Here is an 18,394-nt window from a genome sequence, read left to right as displayed (position 1 = left end):
ATGTATCAGTTAATTAAGCCAATATTTTTCCAGTTCGACCCCGAGAAAGTTCATTATTTTGTTGTTAGAAGGTTGAAATGGTTTCACGATCATTTCCCACTGGGAAAAACCATTTTGCGCAGCAGCTTTGATGTCAACATTAAAGGTTTAGAACGTGAGGTTTTTGGAATTAAATTTAAGAACCCTGTAGGATTAGCAGCTGGCTTTGATAAAAATGGTGAATACATAGAGGCTCTAAGTAACCTGGGCTTTGGTTTTATAGAAGTGGGTACAGTAACTCCTTTGCCACAGCCTGGTAATGATAAGCCAAGAATGTTCCGTTTGGAAGAGGATAGTGCCTTGATCAATAGGATGGGCTTCAACAATAAAGGTGTAGATACGCTTGCGGAAAGGTTAAGGCTGTTGAGAAGTAAGCATAGCGATATTGTGGTAGGTGGTAACATCGGTAAAAATAAAAATACACCGAATGAGGATGCCGTAAATGATTACATTAAATGTTTCGATCGCCTGTTTGATGTGGTTGATTATTTTGTAGTCAATGTGAGCTCGCCAAATACACCTGGATTAAGGGAGTTGCAGGAAAAGGAACCGTTAATGCATCTTTTAAACACCTTGCAGCAACGGAATAAGAAAAATGATATCTCACGACCTATACTGTTAAAGATTGCTCCAGATTTAACCAATGAGCAATTGGATGATATTGTGGAGATTGTAATACAGACCGGAATTGCTGGTGTTATTGCGACCAATACCACGATTGATAAGACCGGGTTAAAAACGCCTGAAAAGATCAGTACTGAGGCAGGTGGTTTAAGTGGTAAGCCTTTAACTGTGCGTTCTACCGAGGTGATTAAGTATCTATCAGATAAATCGAATAAAGCATTTCCTATTATAGGAGTAGGGGGGATTCATTCTCCGAAAGATGCGCAGGATAAGCTAGATGCAGGTGCATCTTTAGTTCAGTTGTATACTGGCTTCATTTATGAAGGCCCAGGTATTGTTAAAAGGATTTGTAAGGAGTTGGTGAAGAAATAACCAACTCTACTAAAACGGTCTTTTAGTCGGTCGTCATTGGTAATTCGTCATCCTGAATTCATTTCAGGACCTCGCACTTGCAGGGCTTCCTTTCTCTTGAGGGGTCCTGAAATGAATTCAGGATGACGACCGCATAAAAAAAATAATCCTCCATTACAAAATAACGAGGAGCATACAATAGGATTGTGGATTACAGCGCGACGACCGATTTAGTAGGCCGCTAAAAAAAGTGCATAAAAAAAACACCTCCACATGGTAGAGGTGTTTTTTTTATGCTTTAAAGAAACTTATGCTTTTGCAGTAAGTTGAGCTAATACAGCGTTGTTTTTAGCCAACTGATCTTTACTAGATTGTTTTGATCTGCTACCTAACTCAATGTTAGTAGCTAATTTTAAGAATTTCACATCTAATTTTGCGAAAGTTTTATTTCTTCTGTCTTTTCTTTTTAATCTGGTAACTGCCATGTCAATCTTTTTTATTTATTAATAAAACTGGAGGTCGAGAGCGGATTCGAACCGCTGTAGGAGGTTTTGCAGACCTCTGCCTAGCCACTCGGCCACTCGACCTTATTAAATTTCAGGATGCAAAAATAGTAATTAAATATTAGGATGCAATTTATTTTTGAAAATTTCTACTAATATCTGCACACAAAATCGCAGCAGATATCGCAACGTTCAAAGACTCAGCGCCTCCAGTGCGCGGAATAGTTACTGGATTTGTAATTAATTTTATCACCTCCGGTGTGATTCCTTGACCCTCGTTGCCCAAAATCACCAATCCTTCCTTGCCCCAATCGGTTTTATACATGCTTTTTCCATCTAAAACTGCCCCAAAAATCGGTATTTTAATGTTTTTTAGGAGCAAAGGGAGCTCTTCATAGTAAATATTTACCCTACTTAGTGAACCCATTGTCGCTTGTACCGTTTTAGGATTATAAACCTCCACGCAATTATTTGAGCAGATGATTTGCTTAAAACCAAACCAATCCGCAGTGCGGATAATGGTGCCCATATTACCGGGATCCTGTACACCATCCAATACCAACGTAAAGCAGTTTCTTAAGTCGGCTACATTTAATACTGGTGGCTTCGGAATGTTTACCAATGCCAGTATTCCCTGTGGAGTTTGTAAAGTACTAATCTTATCCAGTTCGGCGTTGTTTACTTCAAATAACTTTATATTTGCTGCTAAAGTAGGTAGTAAAGAATGGTATTGTGCCAAGTAATAAATACTGTGTATCTGGTAATTGGATTGGATAAATTCTTCAATAGATTTTATACCTTCAATGATGAATATTCCGTTTTCTTTGCGGTACTTTTTTTGATGTAACGATTTTATAAAACTTATCTGAGATTTTGAAAGCATACCACGATTATAAAAAAAATGTTCTGTTTCGTGCAATATTACTATTTATTATTGTTTTTGTTACAGCATGTTCATCAACAAAGTACATCGAAGACTACCAATCTATCGTAAAAAGGGTAGAGATAGACAGTGTCCCAAAGTCATTACACGAAGAAGCATTTAATTATATACAAAAGGATATCAGACCCACGTCTAAGCTCGGTGTCAATGTTTTGATTTATAATATGTTTAATACCAAAGACGGACGCTATAAAACAAATAATGTTAAACCTTTGGGTACGCCACCTCCAATCCTGGACAGTACACTGGTTGAAATTTCGCGTAATCAGATCGAAAAATACTTAATGAGTAAAGGGTATTTTAATGCAAAAGTTAAATCCGATATAAAGGTTAAAAATAAACGGGCCGAAGTTTTTTTTAAAGCAGATACCGGCGCTGCATTTTCTGTGAATAAGATCATCTATGAAATTCCAGATCCGAAAATTAAAGAATTGTATTTATCGCAAAAGGCGGCGTATAGCCATTTAAGAGAAGGAAGACGTTATGATGATGACTCTTTGGCTTACGAGCGGGATCAGGTTTACCTGATGATGAAACAAAAGGGGTATTTCGATTTTTCTCGTCCTTATATCAAATTCACTGTGGATTCGAATTTAAGTGCCAGTAAAGCGAATATCACCATGATTATAGACAATCCTGTGGATAAGCCAAAACATTTACAATACAATTTGGGTGAGATGAATATCATTATAGCACCAAATTCTGATGGTTTCCCTGATTCTATAAAAATGAACCCTAGAATTTATAAGGGCGTAAGGTTTACCGATCTGTCGGGGAAATTTCGAAGGAACCCCATTACCAGGTATAACTTTTTGCAACCAGGTCAGCAATACGATATTGGGAACGAAAACTTAACCTACGATCGTTTGTATGAATTGAATGTTTTTAAGAATGTTAAAATTGAATACAATAGACCTAACGATAGCGCTGGTACGGTAGATCCGGTAATCCATTTGATTCCACAAAAGCTGATGAGCAATAGAATTGAGGGGGAAGTGCCCTTTAATGGTGGTACAGTTGGTTTTACCTTGAGTAATACTTATACCAATAATAACCTTTTTAGAGGGGCAGAGAAATTCGAATTTCAGATAAAGGGCGGTTTGCAAGCCTGGTTGGGGCAGGGGAATGTTTTTAGTGAGATTTATCAGCGTGACTTTTCGGTGAGTACAAATTTATCCGTTCCTCGATTGATGATTCCTTTTATGCGATCAAAACCAAATAGAGGAGGCATGCCGCATACCATTTTCTCTGCTAGCTATGTTTACGCTTTGCAGAAGGACTTCTTTCAGCGTAAGGTGATCCTTACCTCAGTTGCTTATGAGTTTCGTGAGACCAGGTCTAAATTCCATACTGTAACCCCTTTGAATTTCGAGTACCGTTTTGGGGGCTTGCTTTTTGATCAGTTTGATTCCACAAATGTGAATTTCCCAATCATCAGAGATAATTTGGTCAACCTGCTATTGCTGGAACGAAAGAACGTAACATTAGGTATCAAATATGCTTATACTCTAAATGCCGAAAAGTTATTGACCAACGGGAGTTTTATTTACTTCCGAGGGGATCTGGATTTGGCAGGTAACATGTTACAGGGGGTATCAAAATTGTTCCATACTAAGGTGGATTCGCTGGGTTCTTCGACTATATTTGGTGTTCCATTTAATCAGTATGTACGACCTGAGATTGATCTTCGTTGGTATAAAGGGCTTGGTGGCGATAAACAGTTTGTAGCTAGAATAAATGCCGGAATAGGCTACGCTTATGGTAATTCCAAGGTAACAGGTATTCCGTTCGAGAAATTGTTTTACGCAGGTGGATCAAGTGGGGTAAGAGCTTGGCAAGCCAGAACTTTGGGACCAGGCAATTACAACAGAGGGATCGCGATTACAGATCCGAACCAACGTAAGATACTCTATGGCTTTGACCAGATTGGTGACCTGCATATTGAGGCAAATTTGGAGTACAGATATAAACTGTTAAACAAATTTTTTGGTGCTAAACTTAAAGGAGCCATCTTCCTGGACGCGGGGAATATTTGGAATGTATCGAGTGGATCGCCAGCAACCAGGTTTGATCTTAAATCATTGGGCAAACAGATTGCCATAGGTACAGGTACTGGCTTTAGATACGACGTGCAGTATTTCGTATTTAGGTTTGATGTGGGATTAAAACTTAAAGATCCACAATTTACAGGTTCTGATCAGTGGGTGATCGGTAAGTTTCTAACGGGTGGAAAAGCCTTTAGAGCTGCCTATGATGCAGCCAACTCTCCAGACTCCTATCGCTTTATACAATACAATTTCGGTATCGGAATGCCTTTTTAAAACATCCCTTTTAAGCCATCGAATATAGTTTCAAAAAAGGTAGATAGGTTTAACCCATTGCTATGATTGAAATAAATATAGATCACCAAAAGGATCACAGCTATCGTGATGAATTTTCTAAAAGCGAAGGCGAAAAAGACAATCAGGGCAGGGATAATCACCAACCACATGCTATTAATGGCATATGGATTTAGATCCCCATCTTTTTTATAAACGTAAAGTAGTTTACTATGTGTACCTGCATCATTTTGATGTTTGATGTATACAAATGCGGAGCGCTCCAACTGCAAAGGGAGGATGGCTACACCATCATGAAAGTTTACTGGTTGGGTAAATCCACTTACGGTAAAAGTATAAGTGCCGTTGATTTTTTCTAGCGGATTGTCTAAAGAATCGGCAGCTATAATCGCAAGTTTGCTGTTTTTGAGCAAGCTCTCTTTAACTACGAAATTATTAATGTCTGCTTTTTGGGCAAAGGCCGTACCGCTGAATACCAAAAGCAGGAGCAATAAATAAATTTGTCTCATTCTAAAGATCGTTTGTTGTAAATTAAGTACCCCAAATGTAATAAAACGCCGTTTCTTTTTATCGGGTCATCGTATAAATTATAGCTGAGGCTTATTGGGCCCAGTGGAGTGTGATAAACCAAGCCCGCAGTGCCCGCATAATGCCATGTGCTAAATGCCTTTTTATTGGCTACACCCTGAAAGCCAACTTTTTCAAATTCACGGTAGGGCAAAAACACGTATCCCTCTACCCGGAGATCCAAATTTTTCTTAATGTTATATAAGTTTTTAAGTCCACCGGCAAGGTAAGTGGTCGCTCTAAAATTTTCTAAAAATATCGATCGACTGTCTTGCAATGGATAAAATGCAGGTGCTGCCAATAAAGTCGAATAATAATTAGCGAAGAGCGGTTGATTGGAGTATACGGCTTCAGCCTGATAACCCAATGTGTATTTTCCGAACCTTAAAAAGTAGTTCTCTTCGCTCATTTTTAGGTTTATCCATTGTCTGAGTTGCTTATTTACGCCAACTTTTAGGGTTGTAAGCAGTGCTGTAGGCTCATTGATATTGCCGGGGGTATAACTTTCGCGTCCAACAAAATAATTAAAGCTCAATAAGAAATTCCGACCTTTATTGGCATACTGTTTACGGTTAAGGGTGTACTGCTCAAACGATAGGCTGGATCTTGAGCCATTTAAGATTGTTTTTTCCAATACATTCCCAACAGAGAAAGTGTTGTTTGGACTATAGTTATCATTGTTGTTGATAAAAGCTGTGCTCAATGTAATCCGGATATTCCTGTTCAATGGTATCCCCATTTTAAGGTCAATTTTTCTGTCCGACTGCTCTATATAAGTAGGATGTGGGTTTTCAATAAATATGGAACTTGTCTCGTAATAATTAAAGTGGTTGTAGGTTATATCGGCACCAAGAAACAGCGGCAAACGGGAAGGGAAATCTACACGACTTGTTAATTGTACAGATTCGTAAAAACGCCCGGAATAGAGGTTTACACCAAAAGCGTAAGCTTTCCTATCCAGGAAGTTGTATTGTATACCTAAAAAAACATTGCTAATTGGTCTGCTGGAGATGTTCCCCCCGAAATCTATTTTTACGCTTTTCTTTGGATGAGCAAGTATTTCAAAGTTAAAGTTGTCCGATACCGGGTCATATGATATTTTAGGGTAAATCGATTCAAAGGTTTCATCAGCAACCAGTTTGTAGTAGCCTTGCTTAATGTCATTCAGATTAAAAGTCGCCTGGTCACTTTTAAAAAGTCGTTCTATATATTTTTTTTGTTGTGTATTTACACCACTTACCCTTACGCTGTTGAATACCAGATCAGGCTTTTTATTGTTGAACTCAATTCGTTTAGCGATAAGGTCATTAATACTCACCCGTCTTTTTATCTTCTTTTTAATCTGGGCCATGTTGGCCATCGTTGCATCATATCCCTGCTTGATCAGGGCTTGTGCTGGGGTAAAATTACTTGCGATATAATCTTTAACGTCTGGCTGGATATAAACACCATTGTCACCGATAAGTGTGGAGTCTGATTTGGCTAAGAACATAAATCTCATCAACCTGTTCATTAACCGATCATCCCCGTTCTTGGGATATTCACTATAATTTTTGGAAGAAACATTGGCACCGATCATGATGTCAGGATTAAATTCCTTTTTCATCACATCAGCCGGAAAATTATTGTACAATCCGCCGTCGACAACATATTTATCCTCTAGTTTTATAGGGCGATAGATCAATGGTACTGCCATTGTTCCTCTTACCGCTTCGGCTAAACTGCCTTTTTTTACGGTAATACTGGTTTGAGATAAAATATCAGAAACCATGCAACGGTAGGGGATAAATAGGTTGTCGAAATTATCTTTAGAGATAGCCGATGCTTGCGAAAAAAGCTCTAGCAATGCGAAATTTAGGGGGATGTCGTTGACCAGGTTGGATCTAAAACTTACGCGTAAGCCTGTATCCAGGAGTAGTTTGGCCGTGACTACAGAGGCATTTAATGGCTTTTTTTGAAAGAAGAAGCTGTAATCACTGTTAAATCTGCCAGTTACCCAATCCTGAAATTCAGGGCTTAGGGCCACCTTTTCTATTTGACTGGGAGAATAACCTGCCGCATACATGGCACCTACTATGCCGCCCATAGAAGTGCCAGTAATGTAATCGATTGGGATATTATTTTCTTCTAAGGCTTTTAAAGTGCCAATATGAGCAATTCCCCTAGCGCCACCACCACTCAATACCAAACCTACTTTTTGGGCATTACTATGGAATGCCAAAAAGACCAGGGTGATTGTTAGGAGTGTTTTTAAATTGGTCACACCCTAAAATAGGGAAATTAGTTCAGAATGAATATATTATAGGTTAATACTGTTGCGAAAATTATCCATAAAATATAGGGGATAAAGAGCAGACCAGCTATTTTATCTATCCTATAAAATAGGATGGCATTTACGATGGCGATAAATAATAGAAACACGATTTCGAATACAGCTACACCAATTTGATTGGAGTAAAAGAAGATGAAAGACCACATCAGGTTCAACATTAGTTGAATGAAATAGATGGCGATGGTCCGTGGAAAACGGTTAATGGTATCTCTTTTTTGCCATACCCGATAGGCCGAAATGCCGATTAGAATATAAAGGGCAGTCCAGACCGGAGCAAAAATCTGGTTAGGTGGATTAAATGATGGTTTAGCCAAAGTTACATACCAGGTTGTCACAGAACTGGAGGTGAAAAAGGCACCAGCAACTCCAAAGGCAAGTGGAATCGCAATGTTAATAATCAGTGCAATCGGATTTAATCTCATTTATTTTTTCGTGTCTGGAGTGATCAACATGCTGAAGTTATAGTACAAAACATCTCCTTTTTTCAGGTGATGCTCGCCACTGTAGTTGTCGGCCAGTATGGCTTTTCCTTTTTGTTCGATATGAATGCCACCATGTCCGTCGTTAGCCCATGATGCAGGGATTTTCTTGTGCTGGTTGTCTGTCAATTCAAATTGCAGACCACCAGTAACATCACCAACCCAAACCTTAGCTTCAGCAGCCTTGTCTGTGCTCCATTTCCATTCTATGGCCTCAGGTCTTAATTCTTCTTTCTGACCAAGGCCTTTGACAAACTTTGCAGCCGTTGTTGTAAAAGGAATATGCATACGGATGTTATCCAGGTTGATGTCATTCAACGCCGTTATTTTAACGGTGTAAGCCAATTTTCCATCCGCTTTAATCAGCCCATCAACATCCATAGTTAAACTATCGGAAGTGTTTTTAACTGACCAACTTACTTTGTCTGGTTTTTGCGATGTGTAGTTGAATGCGCCATTTTTCCATTTGATGTCTTTGTGGTTCAGTGCGTTGATCACATGGAAATGGATAGGTTCTGTAACCAGGTCAAATGAGGTTTGGATCATTGCTGGGAATCCATCAGTGTTTACATCCAGTTGTTTGCCTGGAAGGGTAATACTTTTTTCTTTCACAACCAGAGGAGCGTATGGCTTTGTATTTTTTTGTGCAGTTGCATTTTTAACCAGTAGCAACACTACAAAAAGGGCAATAGTATGTTTCATTAGAAAAGGTTGAATGATAATTTTTTAAAAGTAGAACATTTTAGGCATAATTTCAGGACTCAGATTCAAGTTTACGTGTTAGGTAAACAATATCCTTAATCGATTCGTCCATTTGAATAGCCGTATGCCTTACTCTTGCCAGCAATTCAAGGTTATCAGGGTCGCTAGGTTGCTTAATGTTGAAGAGATCAACAAGGCCTAATAAATTTGATACCGGTCCCCGAATTTGGTGCGCTTGTACCCATGCAATTTCTTTAAACTGTTTATTCTGACTTTCTATCTTTTGTTGGTAATTCTTTTGGTCGGTAATGTCAACAAAGTAAATCGCCAATCCACTTTCAGTTGGGTAAGCATTTACGGCTAGCCAGCGAGCAATCGTATGGTCAAACTCTTCAAAATGGACAGATACATGCTCGTCCATAGCTTTATGATATTGCGTAAAAAATTCCAGTGTTAAAGATTCGGGAAAGATATCCCACAGATTTTTGCCAAGTAGATCTTCTCTGTTTCTCTTTAGTATTCTTTCAAATTCTTTGTTGATATAGGTAAATTCCCAATTCTTGTTTACGGTGAAAAAGCCATCTGTAATACTCTCCAATATGTTTTCTTTTTCCCTTGCTTTTTCTTTAAGCACGTTTTCAGCCTTCACATTGCCATCTATATTGATAGCCGTAACCAGTTTGCATCTTTTGCCAGCAAACAATATTTGGTGGGTATAAATGTGTACATAAAAGTTTTTGCCGTTTTTACGTGTATGGTGCCAGATTCCTGCATTCGAATAAGTAGGGGGCAACTCGTCATTTATCTTGTAAAAAGCATCAAGTTCTGTTATGGGGCGAATATCCTTTGCGGTAAGTTGTAAAAACTCGTTTCTATCATATCCATATTGACGTAAGGCGGAAGTATTGACCTCTAAAAATTGATAGGTATCTTTTTCATAAATGTACATAGGGCTTGGGTTCTCCCTAAAAATTCGCGTATAATTGCAAGAATTCTTTTTTCTTTCGATGGTCAGGTATAGCGTTTTTTTTAACAATAGTGGCTCTACCCAGGATTTAAGTAACCAGTCATCAGCCCCTGGTGGGAGTATACTATCAGCCGAAGTTGTAGTGGTAATGATAATCAATGGGTGATCTGGAAGCTCGCTACTTATATTAAGGACAAAAGGATCAGATTGCTGCATATTTTCGGTCACAAACAAGATGACTTCATAGTCATTAGGGTCTTTCTGCTGATAAGCCGATCCTACTACTGTAACCACCTGAGAAGGGTGGTAGCCGATGTTTATAAGTTGGTTGTAGAGGGAATCATCATTAGCATTCTGATCATTCTCCCTAATAATTAGTGCATTTTGATAGAACATGATAAAGGTGTATTAACTCCCGTTGTATGATTAAGATTCAATTTATTCAAATATTTGCTGAGATCAAAATTTGTTCCGAAATATTATTTCCGATTTAAAGTATTTTTCATCATCTTAGAAGATAAAAAAATAGATTATGAAGAAAATAATTGTTTTAGCAATGGTTGCCGGTATGTTTGCAACCTCAACGGTTTTTGCACAGCAAGATAAGAGCAAAAGACCAAGCCCGCCAGCAGTGGTAAGAGAAACACTGAATTCTGGAGCTACAGTTGTTATTGATTACAGTCAGCCATCTGTAAAGGGTAGGACGATCGGTAAGGAAATTGCACCATTTGGTAAAGTATGGCGTACCGGAGCTAACGAACCAACTACATTTGAAATAAGTAAAGCCGTGAAGATTGATGGAAAAGCACTAGCTGCAGGTAAATATGGTATGTATTCTATTCCAGGTGAAAAGGAATGGGTGATTATTTTTGGTAAAAAATCAGATGTATCTGCTGATAAGCATGTTGAAGCAGACGATGCTTTACGTATCAAGGTTAAGCCAGCAAAAGTAGCAGCATTCACAGAGAAAATGACTTTTACAGTTGATAAAGGTGGTAAAGTAGCCTTAGTTTGGGGTGATATTTCAGTTCCTTTCATGGTAAAGTAATTTGATGTGGATTTTAAGTAAATGAATCCATATATTTGCGCTCCTGTCTCCGTAGTTCAATGGATAGAATTTTGGTTTCCGGTACCAACGATATGAGTTCGAATCTCGTCGGGGACACAGTGTTTATTTTAAAAGCCTAATAATCTGATTATTAGGCTTTTATGTTTGTATTTTTTACTGTTTTTAACTTTAGAGCACCCTGAATGAAGATTTTAGAAAATCATTAATTCGCTGATTTACAGTTCAAATTCGTTTTTTAGGTCCAGTTTTAGAAGGTGTATTATGAGGAATCTCATGTTCATTCATTTCTTTTATACAAATTTCTGCGATAATACCTGCAAGTAAATATAGAAATGGCTTTTCTCTTAACTTGCTTCATTTCTATGTGATTGGCATGAGAAATCGATAATGCTAAGATAGAATTCCTATATTTTTTCAATGTGTACCATTAACTTAGAAATCCTATTTCAAGATTGGGTATGATCTAACTTTTTTATATGGTTATATAACGGCTTTTTTATAAGTTCGTTTAAATAACAAGTTAAAGGAAGATAATTTAATTGGATGGGGACCTACAGTACATGTACGGATCAGGAATTAGTTGGTTTATTAAAGCAAGGGAATCGGTATGCCTATACTGAAATTTTCGAACGCTATAGCAAAGTCATGTATAGTCATGTTTATAATAAACTTAGAGATGATGAAGGGGCAAGGGATATTGTTCAGGATATTTTTGTTATTTTATGGGAAAAGCGACTGGTTATTGAAAATATTAATTTATTAGGTTACCTCTTTACCATGGTTCGTAACAAGGTACTCAACTTAGTAAGCCATCATAAAGTTGTTTCGGATTATGAAACTTCCATCCGTAACTATATGCAGCCAGAAGGTAAAATGGCTGATGAATTGATCAGAGAAAAGCAGCTTGCAGCAATCATTACAGCTGAAATAGAAGCCTTACCACCGCGGATGCGTGAAATATTTGAACTTAGTAGGTATGAACATTTGAGTAATAAGGAAATTGCAACAAAGCTAAACCTATCGGAACACACCGTTGCGGACCAGATCAAAAAATCATTGAAAACCCTTAGACTTAAAATTGGGTTGAGCATTATCATGGCACTTTTGATGAACCAATCCTGACCATAAATAGTTTTTTTATCGTTCTTATCCCCGATTGCATTTACTTAATTGTTATATAGTTAATGAGTCTGTTAAAGACTGTTGACTATGACAAACGAGACCGAACAAGAATTACTGAGAAAATATCGTGAAGGTAAATGCAGCGAGGAAGAACTTGCCTGGATTGAAACATGGTATGCTAACTGGAATGAGAAAGACAGAGTTCAGCTGTCCGAGTCTGATTTGCTTACTGCTGAAAAATTGATGCGTGAAAATATTCTGAGCCGTACTGGGTATAACACCATCCGTCTATGGTCGCGCATCGCTGCTGCAGCTTCTATAATTTTAGTTGCATGTGTTGGTTTGTGGTATAGTCGCTCCGTTATCCTGAGCCCGTCTCAGAATCCTAAAATCGTATCATATGCTAATAATGATGTCGCTCCTGGAAAAAACAGAGCAACAATTATCTTTGCTGACGGTAAAACCATTGCGCTTAACGATACGAAAACCGGGGTGGTAATTAATGATCGCAAGTTAAGCTACAACGATGGAAGCGCAATGGAGGATAAGCTTGGACTAGAATCCCACACTGGCAAAGCCTCTATGTTGACAATATCCACACCTCGCGGGGGAACTTATCAGGTCACTTTAAGAGATGGCACCCGAGTTTGGTTAAACGCGGCTTCCAAACTCTCTTTCTCTTCACAATTTTCCGGGAAAAATAGGAAAGTTATGCTAGATGGGGAAGCCTATTTTGAAGTGGCTAAAAATAAGCAAATGCCTTTTGTTGTCGTGAGTGACAGACAGGAAGTTGAAGTTTTGGGTACACAATTTAATGTGATGGCTTATGATTCAGCGCAAATTAAAACCACCTTACTGGAAGGCTCTGTGAACTTAAAAAGTAGTACGTCTGCGGTAATGTTGGTTCCCGGAGAGCAAGGTGTAATGAGCAACAACGGCAGCATCAATAGAAAAAAGGTGGATGTGGATAAGGAAATATCCTGGAGAAAAGGATGGTTCAGCTTTAATGAATCCAGTATCGAAAACGTAATGGATGAAATTTCAAGATGGTATGATGTGGATGTATTCTATGAGCATAAAATGCCTCATAAAGAAATTACAGGTAGGGTGCCAAGGAATGCAAAATTGTCTGTGGTATTAGAAATGCTGAGGTACTCAGGCCTTGATTTTGAGATTAATGATAAAACAATAAAAGTAAAATAACCAAATATTAAACCTGAACTTATGAAAGAAATGATACCTAAATAATCCATTGACGCTCAAAAGAGGTTCAGAAAAAACCGGAAGGTGTTCTAGCACCATCCGGTCAATATCTGGATCTCGACTCAAATAAATGATGCTACTAAGTTTTTAACCCAAACACTTCAAAAATATGAAATTTAATTTGAAGGTTGAGCAGATGTCCCTTGTTTTTGGATATCCGCTGACCAGAATTCTATTGGTTATGAAATTGACTGCTATTTTATTACTTTTTGCACTTGTACAAGTACATGGTAATAGCTATAGCCAAAATATCAATATTAAGGAGAAGAATAGTGCTGTAGTTAATATCCTTGAACTGATTGAGGCCCAGAGTAAGTATAGCTTTCTGTACGATAAGGGCGATCTCAATGGCCTTAAGAGCCTGAACCTTGTGTTGGTTAATGCCAGTATTAATGACGCACTTGAAAAATGTTTCAGAGACTTGCCTTTAACGTATAAGATTTTTGAGCACACGGTTGTGATTAAACGAAAACCTGCCAAACTGCAGGTGGATGCTGAAGTGCAACAAATGCGTAGTTTGAAAGGCATTATTAGCAGCAGAACCGGTGAAATACTGCCAAATGTGACCGTGAAAAACTTAAGATCGGGGTATTCAACTATTAGTAAGCAAGACGGGAGTTTTGAAATACCAGATGTGAAAATCAAGGATGAGTTGTCTTTTTCATTGTTGGGTTATGCGCTGCACAAGCTAGTCGTGGTTAACTATAACGACCAAATTGTTGTGCTTTCTCAGGAAGAGAAAGGACTGGATGAAGTTGTTGTTGTTGGCTATGGTACCCTCAAGAGAAAAAACATCACGGGTTCCATCTCCAGGGTAAACGAATCAACGATTAAAGAAACTCCGCCCAATACACTCGAAAATGCTATCCAGGGCAGGATGGCTGGTGTGGTGGTTACCAATACATCGGCAGAGCCGGGAGGTGGTATTAACATAAATATTCGTGGAATTACGTCCATCTCTGGAACTAACCAACCTTTATACGTAATCGATGGTGTTCCGATGTATAATGATAACAGTCGTTCTTCTCTTGAATTTGAAGGGAATGTATCTGGTAATTTTCTAGCTTCCCTGAACCCAAGTGATGTGGTATCTGTAGAGGTCTTAAAAGATGCCCAATCAACTGCTATCTATGGATCCAGAGGGGCGAATGGTGTGATCATGATTACGACCAAGCGCGGGAAGCCTGGCAAATCATCCATTGAGTTTAGTCATTATACGATGTTCTCTGCACGTCCAAAACTGATCAAACTTGCGAATGCAAAGGAGTATGCGACCTTCTACAATGAAATGAACCGGAATGATAATATTGCTGAGAGCTATATTGGTAAATATCTTAAAACAACAGACCTTCTGGATAGTATCTATCTTCCTGCAATCAGTGAACTGGGAGAAGGAACTAATTGGCAGAAGGAACTTACACGTCCGGGTATTACTCAGAACTATCAGTTATCTGCTTCGGGAGGCAACGAACAAATTCGCTATTTGGTGTCTGGTAATTATTTGAAAGATGAAGGTATTATACGCTATTCTGAATATCAGAAAGCATCTTTCCGCGTAAATATGGATGCGAAAATTACTTCCCGGTTATCGGCAAAAGTAGATGTAAATGTTTCTTCAGATTTAAATAACCGAGCTGAAAATTCCAATTCACGGATACTGGCTGGCGGTTTCGAACGCTCAGGAGTTATCCTGAAGGCTTTTGCTGCAAATCCTACACTTTCAATGGATAATCAGGCTAGCCAGCTTGCGACCAGACTCTCTACGACTCCGGTTGGAGCTACCTTTCTTAACCCCCTATATGATCTTTCAAATACCATCAATCAGCGACGAATTAATTATTACTTTTTTAATTCTGATTTAAATTATAAGCTTACTGACAAGCTATCACTTACTGTTAGAGGTGCATACAATACATCCGATGCCTCTACTGATCAGTTCTGGAATAACAAAACAATGCTGGGATATTTAAGGGGGCAAAAAGCTTTCCGTACAACCTGGAAAAGCAGGTCCTTTCTCAATGAAAATTTCCTTACCTATACACAGAATACATCGAAATACAGCCTTAACGTAGTAGGTGGTGTTTCCTGGCAAAAGAGCATCTTGAATACCTCAGTGATAGATGCGGAGGGACTGCCGATTCCTGTTGACGATGGTCTGAACTTGTTACCGCTTTACACCACTATTGCTCCGATTCAGACAAATCTTGTTTCAGAAGCTCTTCTTTCTGGATACGGACGGGTTTCGTTCAGCTATTTAGGCAAGTATTCGCTTAATGTAGTAGCGAGAAGTGATGGTTCTAGTCATTTTGCTAAGAACAAAAAGTGGGGATTCTTCCCATCTGCAGGATTGGCATGGCACCTGAGCGATGAGCAATTTTTTCAGCCTGTTAAAACCGTTTTATCAACTGCAAGGCTAAGGGCAAGTTATGGTATCAGTGGTAACCAGGCTATACCGGCTTATGGTTCACTTGCACAATTATACCCGCTTACTTTTGGTTTTGTGAATGGAGTGGCCACAGGTATGGTTACTGGTACACCAAGTAATGTAAATCTGACTTGGGAAACAACCCGGCAAGTGGATTTGGGTATCGAGCTCGGTTTTGCAAAAGATAAGTACAAACTGAGTCTGGATGTATACGATAAACAAACCAAGGATCTGCTTCAGAGTAGAAAAATACCAGGTGAATCTGGTTATAATACCATTCCGGATAATTTTGGAAGCATCGAAAACAAGGGGATAGAAATGGAGTTCAGTACAGCTCCGATAGTTTCCAAAAGATTCTCCTGGAACCTGAGTTTTAACGCCAGTTCAAACCGAAATAAAATCACTGATCTCGGGGAGGGAATTGACTTCTATAATCAAACCAGTGGAGGTGCTGATTACACTCACCGCATGGTGGTGGGCAGTGCTTTGGGCGAGTTTTGGGGTTATAAAACTGCAGGCCTATTGACTGCAGAGGATATCAGTAATAATTATCCTGTGCTTGGGGGTTTTGCTAAGGAAGGTATGTTGAAATTTATCGATAATGACCATAACAATATCATTAATGACGATGATAAAGAGAGCCTCGGTAATGCATTTCCAAAATGGAACCTTGGATTAAACAATACCTTCAGCTACCGAAATTTATCATTAAATGTATTTGTGTATGCCGTTCTTGGACAGAAAGTATTGAACCAAAACCTGCTTTACTCATCCTATGGCACACCAATAGGTGTACCTAGTAAGGATTATATAGATAATCACTGGACGCCTGAAAACAAAGGTGCTTACTATCCTCAGGCTTCACAATTTTCTGGTAATTCTCAGACTACGGACCGACTAATTGAGGATGGATCTTTTGTAAGGTTCAAAAACATCACACTGCGTTATGATGTTCAACATCTTCCCAAATGGCTAACAAAATTGCAATTATACGTCACTGCAAATAATCTCATTACTATTACAAAGTACCGTGGTTATGACCCTGAAGTAAGTGCCTATGGTCAGAATATCCTCTTGCCAGGCATTGATCTTGGTAGCTATCCAAGAACAAAGATGTACACGTTTGGTGTAAATGTTGATTTTTAACCCAACACGACAATTATTATTATGAAAAAGATTATCTATATAATGGCGGTATTAATTACTGCTTATCTGTCGTCCTGTAAAAAAGAATTGCAGGAAACACCTTCCAATACAATTGCTCCTGAGAATTTTTATAAAACGAAATCCGATTTTGAGCTTGCTACACTTGGTACGCTTGGGGTATTACAAGGTACCAGCCTATACGCTTGGTATATTCACTATGTGATGGAATATCAAAGTGGTGATCTGGCGTTGGCAGCTGGGACTACATGGACTGATCTTAACTGGGTCACCACCGACGGTTTTGTGGCTATGACCTGGACGGGGCATTACAATCTTATAAATAATGCAAATACGGCGCTGGATAAGATCGATGAGGTGAGCTTTGATAAAGCGAGTAAGGATGCGTTGAAGGGAGAGTTATATTTTTTAAGGGCGGTAGGTTATTTTAACCTGGTTAGAATGTTTGGTCGGATACCGCTTCATTTAAAGGCAACTACTTCACCGAATGATGCCTCATTGCCGCAATCCGAAATCTCAGCAGTATATGATGCAATCGTATCGGATCTCCAACAGGCAGAAAATCTTTTGCCAGTTAATAATCCCTATGGCCTGGGCCGTGCCAATAAAGGTGTTGCCGCCGGCCTGTTGGCTAAAGTGTATGTGTTTATGGCTGGCTATCCGCTGAATAATATCGCCAAATGGAATGATGCATTGGTACAGCTTAAAAAGATCATAGACCCTTCTAATCCATCGAGGTCGGTAGCGCCTTTTAATTATAATCTTGAACCCGATTATCAGAACCTTTACTGGCAGGTGTTGAAGCTAAGAACTACAGGAACTGGTTTGCCAACTTTCGGAAAGCCAGCCAATGAAAATGGCCCGGAAGCGGTATTTGAAATTAATTATAAGCGTGCAGGTGGATATTACTCTGCTATTTTTCCTTCGTCCTTGATTTATCAGGGATGTAGTTTCTGGTTATTTAATCAGTTTGAACCAAATGACTACCGACGTTCGGTAACAATGGTGGATGCCCCCAATGATCCTCTGGGTGGTGTGACTCTTCAACGGAAGTTTCAGGCTACCGGTAACACCTGGAACGATAATGAGAACAATTGGCCATATCTACGATATGCCGACCTGGTATTGTTGTTTGCGGAAGTTGAAAATGAGATAAACGGACCTACGCCAACAGCCTTGAGGGCAATTAATGCTGTAAGAGCGAGAGCAAGAAATGCAGCAGGAACACAACGGACAGTGCCTGCAAATTATACGGTGACTGAAGCGACATCAAAAGATGCACTCAGAAAACTGGTTTTGCACGAAAGAACACTGGAACTGAGTTGTGAGGGGCAGACCTGGTATGACTGGATTCGCACTGGTACATTAAAGGATGTACTCACAAGCCAGAACAGGCCAAATACGTACAGTAAGAAGATCTTGCTTTATCCTATACCAGAATCGGAAATAGACATAACGAAAGGGAAATTAGAGCAGAATGATGACTATTAACTTAAAATATAGAC

General features: G+C 39.0%; 14 protein-coding genes and 2 tRNA genes. 8 read left to right on the top strand and 8 right to left on the bottom strand.

Features of this window, described 5'->3' with window-relative positions:
* Positions 1–1,035 carry a quinone-dependent dihydroorotate dehydrogenase gene (locus EZ444_RS11480; protein ID WP_131608899.1) on the top strand — a complete coding sequence of 345 codons (1,035 nt, stop codon included), beginning with the start codon at positions 1–3 and terminating at the stop codon, positions 1,033–1,035.
* A 287-nt stretch (positions 1,036–1,322) separates the two neighbouring features.
* On the opposite strand, the gene EZ444_RS11475 is transcribed toward EZ444_RS11480, so the two are convergent.
* The 3 genes from EZ444_RS11475 to EZ444_RS11465 form a co-directional block, all read right to left on the bottom strand.
* Entirely contained in the window at positions 1,323–1,499 is a 177-nt protein-coding gene (locus EZ444_RS11475) for a spore protein (RefSeq protein WP_131608897.1), read from the bottom strand.
* A 28-nt stretch (positions 1,500–1,527) separates the two neighbouring features.
* Positions 1,528–1,601, bottom strand: a tRNA-Cys gene (locus EZ444_RS11470).
* Between the two features lie 49 nt (positions 1,602–1,650).
* Positions 1,651–2,400 (bottom strand): TrmH family RNA methyltransferase, encoded by a 750-nt coding sequence (locus EZ444_RS11465; protein WP_131608895.1) that lies wholly within the window; start codon positions 2,398–2,400, stop codon positions 1,651–1,653.
* Here EZ444_RS11465 and tamL point away from each other — a divergent pair.
* On the top strand, positions 2,391–4,781 hold the full coding sequence (gene tamL / locus EZ444_RS11460; protein WP_131608893.1) for a translocation and assembly module lipoprotein TamL: 2,391 nt from the start codon (positions 2,391–2,393) through the stop codon (positions 4,779–4,781). The two genes, EZ444_RS11465 and tamL, sit on opposite strands and share 10 nt — an antisense overlap.
* Here tamL and EZ444_RS11455 read toward each other — a convergent pair.
* Genes EZ444_RS11455 through EZ444_RS11435 form a run of 5 tightly spaced genes read right to left on the bottom strand, consistent with a single transcriptional unit; the run spans position 4,778 to position 10,242 of the window.
* Positions 4,778–5,308, bottom strand: coding sequence for a hypothetical protein (locus EZ444_RS11455; RefSeq protein WP_131608891.1), 531 nt, complete (start codon positions 5,306–5,308; stop codon positions 4,778–4,780). The two genes, tamL and EZ444_RS11455, sit on opposite strands and share 4 nt — an antisense overlap.
* A complete protein-coding gene (locus EZ444_RS11450) occupies positions 5,305–7,629 on the bottom strand; it encodes a patatin-like phospholipase family protein (RefSeq protein WP_225874700.1) in 2,325 nt (774 codons plus the stop codon). The genes EZ444_RS11455 and EZ444_RS11450 overlap by 4 nt, the downstream gene beginning before the upstream one ends.
* A gap of 17 nt (positions 7,630–7,646) precedes the next feature.
* Complete coding sequence (locus EZ444_RS11445; RefSeq protein WP_131608889.1) at positions 7,647–8,120, bottom strand: TspO/MBR family protein; 474 nt, start codon at positions 8,118–8,120, stop codon at positions 7,647–7,649.
* The gene (locus EZ444_RS11440; RefSeq protein WP_131608887.1) at positions 8,121–8,879 is read right to left on the bottom strand and encodes a glycoside hydrolase domain-containing protein; all 759 of its coding nucleotides are present in this window, start codon (positions 8,877–8,879) and stop codon (positions 8,121–8,123) included.
* A gap of 52 nt (positions 8,880–8,931) precedes the next feature.
* Positions 8,932–10,242, bottom strand: coding sequence for a PAS domain-containing protein (locus EZ444_RS11435; protein WP_131608885.1), 1,311 nt, complete (start codon positions 10,240–10,242; stop codon positions 8,932–8,934).
* Positions 10,243–10,378: 136 nt separating this feature from the next.
* Between EZ444_RS11435 and EZ444_RS11430 the strand changes: the two genes are divergently transcribed.
* The 6 genes from EZ444_RS11430 to EZ444_RS11405 all read left to right on the top strand — a co-directional run bounded on the left by EZ444_RS11430 (position 10,379) and on the right by EZ444_RS11405 (position 18,380).
* The gene (locus EZ444_RS11430; protein ID WP_131608884.1) at positions 10,379–10,894 is read left to right on the top strand and encodes a DUF2911 domain-containing protein; all 516 of its coding nucleotides are present in this window, start codon (positions 10,379–10,381) and stop codon (positions 10,892–10,894) included.
* 45 nt (positions 10,895–10,939) lie between these two features.
* Positions 10,940–11,011, top strand: a tRNA-Arg gene (locus EZ444_RS11425).
* 447 nt (positions 11,012–11,458) lie between these two features.
* Positions 11,459–12,037, top strand: coding sequence for an RNA polymerase sigma-70 factor (locus EZ444_RS11420; protein WP_131608882.1), 579 nt, complete (start codon positions 11,459–11,461; stop codon positions 12,035–12,037).
* Positions 12,038–12,124: 87 nt separating this feature from the next.
* Positions 12,125–13,240 (top strand): FecR family protein, encoded by a 1,116-nt coding sequence (locus EZ444_RS11415; protein ID WP_131608880.1) that lies wholly within the window; start codon positions 12,125–12,127, stop codon positions 13,238–13,240.
* A 169-nt stretch (positions 13,241–13,409) separates the two neighbouring features.
* On the top strand, positions 13,410–16,871 hold the full coding sequence (locus EZ444_RS11410) for a TonB-dependent receptor (protein WP_131608879.1): 3,462 nt from the start codon (positions 13,410–13,412) through the stop codon (positions 16,869–16,871).
* A 21-nt stretch (positions 16,872–16,892) separates the two neighbouring features.
* Positions 16,893–18,380, top strand: coding sequence for a RagB/SusD family nutrient uptake outer membrane protein (locus tag EZ444_RS11405; RefSeq protein ID WP_131608877.1), 1,488 nt, complete (start codon positions 16,893–16,895; stop codon positions 18,378–18,380).
* Positions 18,381–18,394 lie beyond the last annotated feature (14 nt).

This window comes from Pedobacter hiemivivus (assembly GCF_004331685.1).
GTDB classification, from domain to species: Bacteria; Bacteroidota; Bacteroidia; order Sphingobacteriales; family Sphingobacteriaceae; genus Pedobacter; species Pedobacter hiemivivus.
The sequence above is the reverse complement of the archived record's forward strand: the minus strand, read 5'-3'. Positions and strand labels throughout refer to the sequence as shown.

Excerpts from the sequence above, each read along its gene's own strand:
- EZ444_RS11480 (WP_131608899.1), top strand. The coding sequence starts at position 1 with ATGTATCAGTTAATTAAGCCAATATTTTTCCAGTTCGACCCCGAGAAA.
- EZ444_RS11475 (WP_131608897.1), bottom strand. The coding sequence starts at position 1,499 with ATGGCAGTTACCAGATTAAAAAGAAAAGACAGAAGAAATAAAACTTTC.
- EZ444_RS11465 (WP_131608895.1), bottom strand. The coding sequence starts at position 2,400 with ATGCTTTCAAAATCTCAGATAAGTTTTATAAAATCGTTACATCAAAAA.
- EZ444_RS11455 (WP_131608891.1), bottom strand. The coding sequence starts at position 5,308 with ATGAGACAAATTTATTTATTGCTCCTGCTTTTGGTATTCAGCGGTACG.
- EZ444_RS11445 (WP_131608889.1), bottom strand. The coding sequence starts at position 8,120 with ATGAGATTAAATCCGATTGCACTGATTATTAACATTGCGATTCCACTT.
- EZ444_RS11440 (WP_131608887.1), bottom strand. The coding sequence starts at position 8,879 with ATGAAACATACTATTGCCCTTTTTGTAGTGTTGCTACTGGTTAAAAAT.
- EZ444_RS11435 (WP_131608885.1), bottom strand. The coding sequence starts at position 10,242 with ATGTTCTATCAAAATGCACTAATTATTAGGGAGAATGATCAGAATGCT.
- EZ444_RS11430 (WP_131608884.1), top strand. The coding sequence starts at position 10,379 with ATGAAGAAAATAATTGTTTTAGCAATGGTTGCCGGTATGTTTGCAACC.
- EZ444_RS11420 (WP_131608882.1), top strand. The coding sequence starts at position 11,459 with ATGGGGACCTACAGTACATGTACGGATCAGGAATTAGTTGGTTTATTA.
- EZ444_RS11415 (WP_131608880.1), top strand. The coding sequence starts at position 12,125 with ATGACAAACGAGACCGAACAAGAATTACTGAGAAAATATCGTGAAGGT.
- EZ444_RS11410 (WP_131608879.1), top strand. The coding sequence starts at position 13,410 with ATGAAATTTAATTTGAAGGTTGAGCAGATGTCCCTTGTTTTTGGATAT.
- EZ444_RS11405 (WP_131608877.1), top strand. The coding sequence starts at position 16,893 with ATGAAAAAGATTATCTATATAATGGCGGTATTAATTACTGCTTATCTG.